This is a genomic window from Ezakiella sp. (assembly GCF_034180565.1).
Taxonomy (GTDB): domain Bacteria; phylum Bacillota; class Clostridia; order Tissierellales; family Peptoniphilaceae; genus Ezakiella.
On record NZ_JAXFOB010000026.1, the window covers coordinates 1 to 11,215 of the forward strand.

The 11,215-nt window shown below is 38.6% G+C and carries 7 protein-coding genes; 4 read left to right on the top strand and 3 right to left on the bottom strand.

Annotation, left to right across the window (positions count from 1 at the left end; genetic code table 11):
* Nucleotides 1-529: 529 nt before the first annotated feature.
* Nucleotides 530-1,474: a calcium/sodium antiporter gene (locus SPI61_RS05520; RefSeq protein ID WP_321137122.1), complete on the top strand. Its 945-nt coding sequence runs from the start codon at nt 530-532 to the stop codon at nt 1,472-1,474.
* Between the two features lie 1,361 nt (nt 1,475-2,835).
* Here SPI61_RS05520 and SPI61_RS05525 read toward each other — a convergent pair.
* Entirely contained in the window at nt 2,836-4,230 is a 1,395-nt protein-coding gene (locus tag SPI61_RS05525) for a UDP-N-acetylmuramoyl-L-alanyl-D-glutamate--2,6-diaminopimelate ligase (protein ID WP_321137123.1), read from the bottom strand.
* 142 nt (nt 4,231-4,372) lie between these two features.
* On the opposite strand from SPI61_RS05525, the gene SPI61_RS05530 reads away from it, so the two are divergent.
* The 3 genes from SPI61_RS05530 (at nt 4,373) to SPI61_RS05540 (ending at nt 9,715) form a co-directional block, all read left to right on the top strand.
* Nucleotides 4,373-5,266, top strand: a complete 894-nt coding sequence (locus SPI61_RS05530) for a fructose bisphosphate aldolase (RefSeq protein ID WP_321137124.1) — start codon at nt 4,373-4,375, stop codon at nt 5,264-5,266.
* A 93-nt stretch (nt 5,267-5,359) separates the two neighbouring features.
* Nucleotides 5,360-7,339, top strand: coding sequence for a hypothetical protein (locus tag SPI61_RS05535; RefSeq protein ID WP_321137125.1), 1,980 nt, complete (start codon nt 5,360-5,362; stop codon nt 7,337-7,339).
* A gap of 1,209 nt (nt 7,340-8,548) precedes the next feature.
* A complete protein-coding gene (locus SPI61_RS05540; RefSeq protein ID WP_321137126.1) occupies nt 8,549-9,715 on the top strand; it encodes a hypothetical protein in 1,167 nt (388 codons plus the stop codon).
* A 63-nt stretch (nt 9,716-9,778) separates the two neighbouring features.
* Here SPI61_RS05540 and SPI61_RS05545 read toward each other — a convergent pair whose 3' ends face one another.
* Nucleotides 9,779-10,702, bottom strand: a complete 924-nt coding sequence (locus tag SPI61_RS05545; protein WP_321137128.1) for an IS3 family transposase — start codon at nt 10,700-10,702, stop codon at nt 9,779-9,781.
* On the bottom strand, nt 10,636-11,166 hold the full coding sequence (locus SPI61_RS05550; protein WP_321137127.1) for a helix-turn-helix domain containing protein: 531 nt from the start codon (nt 11,164-11,166) through the stop codon (nt 10,636-10,638). Before SPI61_RS05550 ends, SPI61_RS05545 begins: the two co-directional genes overlap by 67 nt.
* Nucleotides 11,167-11,215 lie beyond the last annotated feature (49 nt).

The following is an 11,215-nucleotide window of genomic DNA, read 5'->3' on the forward strand; positions in this document are numbered from 1 at the left end:
TATTATATTTTTTGGAAAGATAGTCTTTTCCATAGCCATCTTCGTTTTCTTTAATTATTTTTAATTTTTCTTCATATGTTATTTTATTCATTAAAATGCCCCCTTATTTCCGTGTCCGGATTTAAGGGGGCAGTACATATATCCGGTTCTTTTTGTTTGCGAATATATGATTTCGCAATCGCCGAACGTAGCGGGATGGCATACGTTGTGACATAAGGAACAACGATGTCCTCCCGCCCGTTTTTGTGTATATAAAATATGTATTATTATCAACAACGCTGTGTTCATACATTTTTTAACCAAAAACCCATACGATTTATAAACATATCTTCCCTCTGTACATCTTCTAGAACGTAGCGTCGCATTACATTGCGACGCCCATTTTTGTGTCAATAAAATATGTATCATTACCAACAACGCTGAATCTATAAAATATCTAACCAAAATCAAATAAAACGCATACTCCAATGTGTATTTCCACTCAAATCGGGTATATATACATCGATATTATTAGAAAAGGAGAATTATTTTGAGTATTTGGATTATGATGCTGCTCTTTGTAATTGGAGTAGCTTTAGTTGTTAAGGGTGGAGATGTTTTTGTGGACGCGGCAAGTGAAATTGCAACGGAGCTCCACATTCCGAAATTTTTGATTGGTGCGACAATTGTTTCGATTGCGACGACTTTACCTGAACTTATGGTTTCGAGTTTCGCCGCATACAGGGGTCAAGCCGACATGGCAATTGGAAATGCGGTAGGTTCGGTCATTGCAAACCAAGGGCTTATCATGGCGGTTGCAATGATTTTTATGAATTATATCTGCAAGCGCAAAGACTATTTTGTTCAAAGCATGCTCCTCATCGCATCGGTTGTGCTTCTTTATTTAACCGGAAAAGACGGAAGCGTGTCACTCTCGACAAATGTCATTTTTGTACTTATATTTTTTGCATACATGATTTTCAATGTGATGAATGCAAAAAAAGCTGTTAATGAAGCGAAAGCAACAAGCGAAGAAACGGAAAAGAAAGATCTCACGAAGCATTTTATACTTTTCGTTGTCGGTGCGGCAATGATTGTTTTGGGTTCAAATTTCATGGTAAACTACGGCGGCAAAATTGCTGAATATTTCGGAGTGCCTGAAAGAATTATCGCAGTAACTCTCGTTGCAATCGGAACGAGCCTTCCGGAACTTGTAACCACAATCTCCGCAATCATAAAAAAAGAACCGTCACTTTCAATCGGAAACATCATAGGCGCAAACATCTTGAACATAACAATGGTTATGCCTGTCGCCTCGTTCGTTTCCGGCTCGAAACTCGTTATCAACGAAGCTGCAGCCTCATTCGATCTGCCGTTCATGGTTGGATTGACATTGCTTGCTCTTCTTCCGATTATGATTAAAGAAAGAAGTTATAAGTTGCAGGGGGTGGCGATGTTGGCAGCATATGTAGGATATCTTATTTTTGTTCTGTAATTTGCGGGGGTTATTTGCGGTTATTTTCGCGATAAACGCTTGATTCAATATTTTAGTCGTTGCGACGTATTTATCAATACGCCTCACTCCTAAAATATTTCATCTAAGCGTTTCTCATCGAAAATTCCACGCAAATTACGGTGTATATATGGGAACTGGCAATCGCCGGTTCTCTTTTTGTTTTATATAAACTTATCTTCGCTCTGTACGTTTCCCAAAACGTAACGGCGGGTGCACAATCGACGTCAACGACTCATTTCTCCTGTTCGTCGAAATGTCGTCGGACGTTTTTGTATAAGTCCTACCATCGTGTTTTTGATTCTTTAAATCAAAAAGCACGGGTTAGGGCTATAATATCTGCGCCGCCTATTTTTGTGTATATAAAATATGTATTATTACCAACAACGATATGCCAATAAAATATTGAACCAAAAAATACCATATGTAAATAATATCATACCGATAAAATCATCAATTATATACATTCGCAATCGCATTGTACTCAATATTTAACTTTCGTTGTTATGACAACATACGACCACCGGTGTGTTTCTAGAATATATTTACAGAATATCATGTGCAACGTTACCCACACTGACAAATTTTATAAATAACATAAAATCGCAAGCACCGTCGTAGCGGGATGGCATACGTTGTGACGTAAGGAACAACGATGTCCTCCCGCCCATTTTTGTGTATATGGAATATGTATTATTACCAACAACGGTGCGTTTATAAAATATCGAACCAAAACCCCTCAAAACATTTTCCACCTCACCCATCAATGTGTGTTTACCGAAATATCCACCCCCAATTCTCCTTATTGGCGGCGATACACCTTTTTGCGCGTTCGGTTACGAAATCGAAGATTTCTACCTCACCCGCAAAAAAACTGGTCGCCGCTACCTGCGGCGTGTACGTATTTATACAATTGTATAAGCATATGTACGCATCGTACCCCCGTATATGACTTTCGTTGTTATGACAACATACAACCACTGGGGTGTTTCTAAAATATATTTCCAGAATATCATGTGCAACGTTACACGCATTGACAAATTTTTAAATTACATACATTTGAAAACGCAGCAGTAGCGGGACGGCACTTTGAAGTCCTTCCTGTGCCCAACCGCGTGAAAAAGAAATCTTCGATTTCGTATTTGAACGCGGGAAGGGTGCCGCCCATTTAGGTGTCAATGAAATATGTATCATTACCAACAACGATGTGTTTATGAAATATATAACCCAAACATTCTTATCATATTCCACCCCATCCATCATTGTGTGCCCATAAAATATTTCTTATCTCCCCACGCCCACAAATAAAAAACTCTTGTGGTTTGAGACACAAGAGTTTTTTTCTACAGTTTTTCAATTATTTCTCTATCTGAGTAGTGGATGCGCTCACCGTTTATGAGTTGGTGGGTTTCATCGCCTTTACCTGCGACGACGATGACGTCGCCCGGGTTTGAGTCGCGAAATGCGGTTTCGATTGCAGTTTTTCGGTCGGCGATTACTTTTGTCGGTATCAGACTGTGCGATGCCATTTCATTTGCAATTTTTTCCGGGTCTTCGTGGTTCGGGTTGTCGGCGGTGAAAATCGCTTCGTGCGCATATTGGTTGATTGCTTCCGGAATTTCGTGGCGCCTTTCAAATGTTCTTTCGCCGACGGTTCCCACGACGACAATTATACGCCCGGGTTTCCACGATTTTATTTCGGACAAAAGATTTAGAAGCGAGAGTTTGTTGTGCGCATAGTCGATGACAAATTTTCTCTCGTTTTTTTCGATGATTTCCATTCGCCCCGGAATAAATATGTTCGATGTCGTGTTCACGAGGTCGTCCATTCTAAATCCGACTTCGTTCAAAGTCGCAATCGAAAGCGCGAGATTTCTCATATTGTATTTTCCCATGAGATTCGTTTCAATCGTTCTTCCGTTCAAATAGAAAGAGTGCTCACTCACATTAGTCATAGTAAAGTCTTTTCCGCTTTCGCCTACGGTTACAATCGTGTTTTTCATCGGTGTTGTCATTTCTGTGAAGTGTTCGTCGTCGCTGTTCATGATAACTTTTCTCGAGAGCATGAGAAATTTTCTCTTCCAGCTCATATATTCCTCGAAGTCCTTGTGTTCCGTCGGTCCGATGTGGTCGGGACTTATGTTTGTGAATGCCGTGATTAAAAATTTCGTTCCCATCACGCGCCATTGTTTCATCGCTTGCGAGCTCACTTCCATAAGGATGTATTCAAGCCCCATGTCGAGCGCACGCCTCAGAAGTTTTTGCAGCGTTATCGGGTCTGGCGTAGTATTTTTCAGCTCGATGTGCTCATTATCGAAAAACGCTCCCGAGGTTCCGATGATTCCGCATTTTTTGCCGAGCTTTTCAAGCATGCCTTTTAAAATAAATGTGCAGGATGTTTTTCCCTTTGTTCCGGTGATGCCGATAATTTTAAGGGATTGCGACGGATGGCCGTAGAATGTTGAGGCGATAAGTCCGACGGTTTTTCTCGTGTCGGAGACCACAAATTGAACGGCGTCTTTCGGAATTCGCAATTCTTCTTCGGTGACAAAAGCGCGCGCACCTTTTTTGTATGCCTCGTCGATATATTTTCTGTTGTGCGTGTCGACGGCGGTTCCCTTTATAGCGATAAAAAGAGAGCCATCCTCGGCTTCGTTTGTATTTGTTGTAATTTTATTTATATCAAAATTATATTTTTCGTCTATCGGTAATTTTTTAAAAAGTTCCTGTAATTTCATAATTACCTCCAATAAAGTTTTCTTATCTCAACTCAATTATAACTTAAAATGCGGACTATGTAAAGAAAAAAGCTTGAAAGAGTGTGCATCTTATGGTATAGTTTAGATAGATGAAAAATAAGATTTTAGTTGGAGGTATACTATGAAAATTGAAATGCTTGAAAAGATAAAAAACGGAAAAGGATTTATTGCCGCTTTGGACCAAAGTGGCGGATCAACGCCGAAAGCACTTTTAAATTACGGTGTCGGCGAAGATGAGTACAAAAACGAAGACGAAATGTTCGACTTGGTTCACAAGATGAGAACGAGAATTGTGAAATCAAATTCATTCACAGGAGACAAGATTATCGGTGCAATTCTTTTTGAAAAGACGATGAACAGCGAAGTCGACGGAATGCCGACGGCGGATTTTCTTTGGGAAAAGAAACAAGTTGTTCCATTTCTTAAAATAGACAAGGGTCTTGCCGACGAAAAAGACGGCGTTCGTTTGATGAAAGAAATTCCAAACATCGACGAAAGACTTGAAGATGCAGTAAAGAAAAATATTTTCGGAACGAAGATGAGATCCGTCATAAATAAACTTTCAAAAGAAGGTATCGAAGAAATTGTCGCGCAACAATTTGACTTTGCAAAGACGATTGCTTCGCACGGACTGGTTCCAATCATCGAACCGGAAATCACGATTACGATGGACAACAAAGCGGAAGCTGAAGAAGTTTTACTCGATGCGCTTTTGAGACATTTGAAAGAATGGAACCAAGAAAAGCCTGTCATGTTCAAACTCACTCTTCCTGAAAAGAAAAATCTCTATCTTCCTCTTTATGACTTCAAGGCAACTGTAAGAGTTGTTGCGCTTTCGGGCGGCTACTCAAGAGAAGAATCAAACAGAAGACTTGCCGAAAACGACAGAGTGAGCGCAAGTTTCTCGAGAGCACTTACAGAAGGACTGAATGTCAAAATGACTGACGAAGAATTTGACAAACATTTGGGAGAATCGATCGACAGCATCTACAATGCATCGGTAAGCTCCAACTAATCTTATTAAATTTATATTACAAAATCCGTGTATGAGTGAAATACACGGATTTTTATGTTATGATATATATAGCATTGATAATGAGGTAAGATTATGAGAAAAAAACTTTTGACTTTATTTATTGCGCTGCTTCTTGCAGCCAACAATTTTATATATATTAAAGCTGACGGATACGGGGACTTTGTAAATCCAGTAAAGGCGGAGATGGCGCGTGTCGACAAGGGCGACTATGCGTTTTTGATGGAGCACAAGGACAACGAAATGAGCGGAGTTTTTAAGGACAAAAGCCTGGTTGTTTTGGAAGTTGACGGACTTTTGACGAGTGCGATTCGAAGAAAATACAACAATATCGAGCTCGCTCCTTTTGTAAGCTCACTTGTTAGCGGTGCGGCTTATTTTAACAACTATTTTCTTGGAAGCGCTTCGAAAGATCCTGACGATATAACGCTTTCGACACTCTATAGCATAATGCCGAACCAAAAATATCCGGGTTTTAAACAAATTTACAACAAAAATATCAAGGGACTTCAAAACTATTTCGGAAATGCGGGCTACACGACAATTGCGCAAAGAAATTTTGTTTATAGTGAAGAATATGTAAATTATATGACGCTAGGGTTTGACAAAGTCCTAATTAACGACAAAAGTGGAAACAAGACGATATTAAACGCTCTCCAAAAGCAAATCGAGGAGCCTGGCAAAAAGTTTATCTATGCAGAAACTCGTCCACTCGACAATCCGATGACCGTGTTTCAAGGCGGCAATCTCGACGAAGAGAGAACTTTGTTTGTGCAAAAATTAAGAGAACTCGACAACAATTTGAAGGAATTTGTCACGACTTTTAAAAACAGCCCACGGGCAAAGGACACAATCCTTTTGATTGTCGGGAAAAACAATGTGAACAACGAATTTGCAAACAAAGCGAAGACCGTTGAAAAGGTTTTGACAACCGAGAAAAAACTTGCAGAAGTGAATTGCCCGCTCATAATTGTAAACGGACTTAACACCAAAAATTATTTGGGCACTGTCGGCTCTGTGGACATACTTCCGACACTTCTTAACATGTTCGGACTCTATGAAAACGTATATCCGATGTTTGGAAAGGACATGTTTTCAAAGGAAAAGAAAGACATGGACATGGCGACCGTGCAATATGACATGAACAACAGAATTGCGATATATAAATCGATTGCGATTGATATAAAAAATGCCGACGGCGGACTTAAAATCGACGCATACAACAGAAACGGTCTCGGCTATGTGGACGCGAGCGCATATGAACTCGTGACGAGAAAAAGCTTTCGAGATTCGGAGCTTTCATACGGACTTGTTTTCATGAACAAACTACAGGAACTAGCTGAAAATAAAAAAATATTGAAACTTGAAAATGACAAAACCATAATGCACGCGGGCGGCGAAATTTGTGGCATGACCTACACAAATATGAAAGAGGCGCTCGACAAAAACTATAACATCGGCAAAAGATATTTTGAAATGGACTTTATGATGACGACCGACGGCCACCCGATTAACATTCACTCGTGGGAAGGCTTTGTCACAAAATTCTACGGGGCAAAATATATCGAGGGCGAAACGAATTACCAAAAAGCGGAATACGAAAACATGAAATCGCGCCACGGCTACACGCAAATGGATATGGAAAAGACAATCGAATGGTTCAGAAACCACAAAGATGCATATCTCATCACGGATGTTAAAGGCGAAAATCTCCCGGTTCTCGAAAAAATTTCGAAAACGGCTCCGGATATGAAAGAGAGAATAATTCCGCAAATCTATAAATTCGACCAATATGAAAAAGTGAAAGAATTGGGTTTCAAAAATATAATCTTGACACTTTACATGTCAAACTACAGCGCTGACGAAATCGCCGACTTTGCATTGAGCCACTCGCTCTTTGGCGTAACAATGTCCCTCTCGAAATTCGAAAGGGGTCTCGGTAAAAAACTCATACAAAACGGCGTCCCGGTCTTTGTCCACACAATAAATCGACAAAGTTTGGCAAATGAGGTTTTGAAGAGGGGAGCAAGGAGAGTTTATACCGACACTTTATAGGCTTATTTGCGGTTCTTTTCGCGATAAACACTTGATTCAATATTTTAGTCGTTGCGACGTACCTGTCCGTACGTCTCACTCCTAAAATATTTCATCTAAGCGTTTCTCATCGAAAATTCCTCGCAAATTGGTGTGTATATGAACCGGCAAACGCCGGTTTTTTTGTTTGTGAATTGTATGATGTTGCAAACATCAGCGCAATAAAAAATTGAGTTTGCGGCGCATGTCATCAAATTATCCTCGCAAATTGTTTGGGGGTATTTGCGGTGATTTTCGCTATAAACACTTGATTCAATATTTTTGTCGTTGCGACGTACTTGCCAGTACGCCTCACTCCAAAAATATTTCATCTAAGCGTTTCTCATCGAAAATTCCTCGCAAATTACGGTGTATATATGGGAACTGGCAATCGCCGGTTCTCTTTTTGTTATATATAAACTTATCTTCGCTCTGTACGTTTCACAGAACGTAACGGCGGGTGCACAGTCGACGTCTGCGACTCATTTCTTCTATTCGTCGAAATGTCGTCGGACGTCTTTGTATAAGACCTACCATCGTATTTTTGATTTTTCAAATCAAAAATTACGGGTTAGGTCTTTAACATCCCGCCGCCCATTTTTGTGTATATAAAATATGTATTATCACCAACAACGCTGTGTTTATAAAATATCAAACAAAAAAATATCACCGGTAAATATCTCCACGCCGAAATGTCTTTCAATTATATCCATTCGCAAACGCATCCGTAGCGCGACGGTTCTGTGAATCCTCGCGCCATATATCACGCCTGTATAATTTACAATCTCACCAACAACGCTTCGCCTATACAATATCAAACCAAAAACCACATATCATTTATAAACATATCTTCGCTTTGTACGTCTTCCAAAACGTAACGGCGCATGCACAATCGACGTCAACGACTTATTTCTCCTATTCGTCGAAATGTCGTCGGACGTCTTTGTATAAGACCTACCATCGTGTTTTTGATTCTTTAAATCAAAAAGCACGGGTTAGGGCTATAACGTTTGCGCCGCCATATATGCCGTTTATACAATATACAACTCCACCAACAACGCTGTGCCAATGAAATATCGAACCCATCTCTCTTACCCCCACAAAAAAATGTGACCACAATCATATATTACTTGAATTATACTTTATCATGTGATACAATTATTATATAATTAAAAAAGGAGGTTCTCGCAAATGAGAAAATATTTAGCTATTGCGCTTGCAATTGTAATGGCGCTAACCACGTTTACATATGTGGCAAAAGCAGAAGATGAAGTTTTTGATGGTTACAAATTGGCAGAAAACGAATTCCAATTTGTAGTAGGTGGAAAAGAAGTTCCGGAACTTAAACTTGTTCAAGTTCAATTTTATGACAAATCCGGTGAAGAACCGCAACTTCAAAGCTGGAATGTTATGAAGATTCGCGATCTCGCTGAAGTTTTAAAAGAAACTGAAGGAAAATTCGGCATCGGTTACGACAAAGAAACTCGTACAGTCACACTTACATCGGGTGAAGAATACGTTTCCAACGGAACTGAATTGAAAGATATTCCTGAAAATGCAAAAATCGAAGCACAATCATTCAAATTTATGGTAAACGGCGAAGAAAAAGAAATCAAAGGCGTTGTCATAAACGGAGAAAACTATGTATTGACTTCAAGACTTGTTGCTGCACTCGGAAATTTGAGATTCCACTCATATCCTGGGGACAAACTCATCAACTACATCGACTTTGACCAAACAGACATCGAAGCATTCGACAAAGAAAAATTCGATGAAAGCGTAAAAGCTCATGACTACACAATCGTTTACAGCTGGGGACCATGGTGCCCATGGTCAAGACTTTCAATCCCTCACATGGTAAAACTTAGCGAAAAACTCGCTGCTGAAGGAAAGAACGTTCAAATCTACGGCGTTGTAAACAGATACAAAGAATATTCAAACAAAGACATAGCTCCGCTCTTCGAAGGAAAAGACGTTCCTTGGACACAAGTCGGCGGAACTAAAGAAGCTTATGAATATTTGGATAAACTTCTCGCTCTTGAAGAAGGACAAATCTTCTTCTTCCCGACAATGTTCATCTTGGACAAAGACGGAAATAAAGTCGGAAAAACATTCGGACAAACATGGGACGTTGTAGAAAATGAATACGCTGAAAAGTACAACATTCCTGATGACGTTGATTTCACAGACGAACAATTCGACGAATACTATCCTACAATTTACGATGCATTTATTTCTCAAATCGAACCGAAGGCTGAAGAAGCTGAAGAAAAGACAGAAGAAGTAAAAGAAGAAAACAAAGAAGAAAACAAAGAATATAAAAAAGAAGAAGAAAAGAAAGACGAAAAAACAAAATAAATTGTTTTTAAGAACCGGGGTTGTGACATGCACCCACAAACCCGGACAAAATAACCGCGTTTACTACACGGCTTGTAACCTGTACTCAACAGGTGACAGGCCGTGTAATTTTGTCTTTATTCTCTTGTTATTATACCAGTCAATATATTCTCTAATAGCACTCTCCAATTCTTCAATAGTGTTGTATTCCTCACAGTAAAACATCTCTTGTTTTAACAGTCCAAAGAAATTCTCCATAGGTGAATTATCCAAGCAATTACCTTTTCTAGACATACTCTGCTTGATTCCATGTTTTTCAAGCGTATGCACCCAACTTCTGTGTTGGTAATGAAATCCCTGGTCTGTGTGAATCATTAGATTATGTTTTACCGGTAAAACTTTTATTGCTTCTTTTAATGATTTTAGTGTGAAAGCCACTGTTGGTGATTTACTTAAACTGTATGAGATTATTTCTCCGTTATACAGATCCATTATTGGAGATAGATACAACTTTATTTCTGAGTTTCTGATTCTAAATTCTGTTACGTCGCTTACCCATACTGTATTTATTTTATCTACATAAAATTCCCTATTTAAGTTGTTTTTAGCTATTCTACCTACATGTCCTTTGTATGATGAGTAGGTTTTTCTCCTTATACCGTATTTGTTACAGAGGAGATTATTTTCCTTCATAATTCTTAGAACTTTTTTATGGTTCATTATTATGCCTTCTTTTCTTAGTTGTAAGCAGACTCTTCTGTATCCATATCTTCCTTTGGACTCTTCAACTATTTTTCTTACGGTTTCAATGTCTTTTATTTCTTTTTGGTTTACTTCTTTAAGTTTTTTCTCCCATTCATAGTAAGAGCTTCTAGGAAGTTTAGATATTTCCAGCCAATATTTTAAAGGTATTTCTTTGTATTTTTGCCTTAGTTCAATAATTATCTTGGTCTTTTCTTTGTTTTTTGCAATCTCTTTTGGACTAAGGCTTCCAGCTTTTTTTCGTATTCCAGCCTCGCTCTTAGGTAAAGGTTTTCTTGTCTTAGTTTAATTAATTCTTCTTTTTCTGAAGTTGTTAATTTATTTATTTTATCTTTTGACATGTTAGAATCTCCTAATTTTTTAGGTCTTCCTTTTTGTCCACACAAACCTTCAAATCCTTTTTCTTTATACTGTCTTTGCCAGTTTGCTATTGTTGACGACTGTTTGATTTTGAAATGTTTTGCTGTTTCTAATAAGGATAACCCGTTTTTCTGTCTATATTCTAACACAGATAATTTAAATTCTCCACTGTATGATGTATATGTCTTACTTTTTTTAAGTCCTTCTTCACCTAATATTTTATATGAATGGATCCAATTTTGAATTGTTGACCTAGGTATATTATATTTTTTGGAAAGATAGTCTTTTCCATAGCCATCTTCGTTTTCTTTAATTATTTTTAATTTTTCTTCATATGTTATTTTATTCATTAAAATGCCCCCTTATTTCCGTGTCCGGATTTAAGGGGGCAGTACACTT

Excerpts from the sequence above, each read along its gene's own strand:
- SPI61_RS05540 (WP_321137126.1), top strand. The coding sequence starts at position 8,549 with ATGAGAAAATATTTAGCTATTGCGCTTGCAATTGTAATGGCGCTAACC.
- SPI61_RS05530 (WP_321137124.1), top strand. The coding sequence starts at position 4,373 with ATGAAAATTGAAATGCTTGAAAAGATAAAAAACGGAAAAGGATTTATT.
- SPI61_RS05550 (WP_321137127.1), bottom strand. The coding sequence starts at position 11,166 with ATGAATAAAATAACATATGAAGAAAAATTAAAAATAATTAAAGAAAAC.
- SPI61_RS05535 (WP_321137125.1), top strand. The coding sequence starts at position 5,360 with ATGAGAAAAAAACTTTTGACTTTATTTATTGCGCTGCTTCTTGCAGCC.
- SPI61_RS05525 (WP_321137123.1), bottom strand. The coding sequence starts at position 4,230 with ATGAAATTACAGGAACTTTTTAAAAAATTACCGATAGACGAAAAATAT.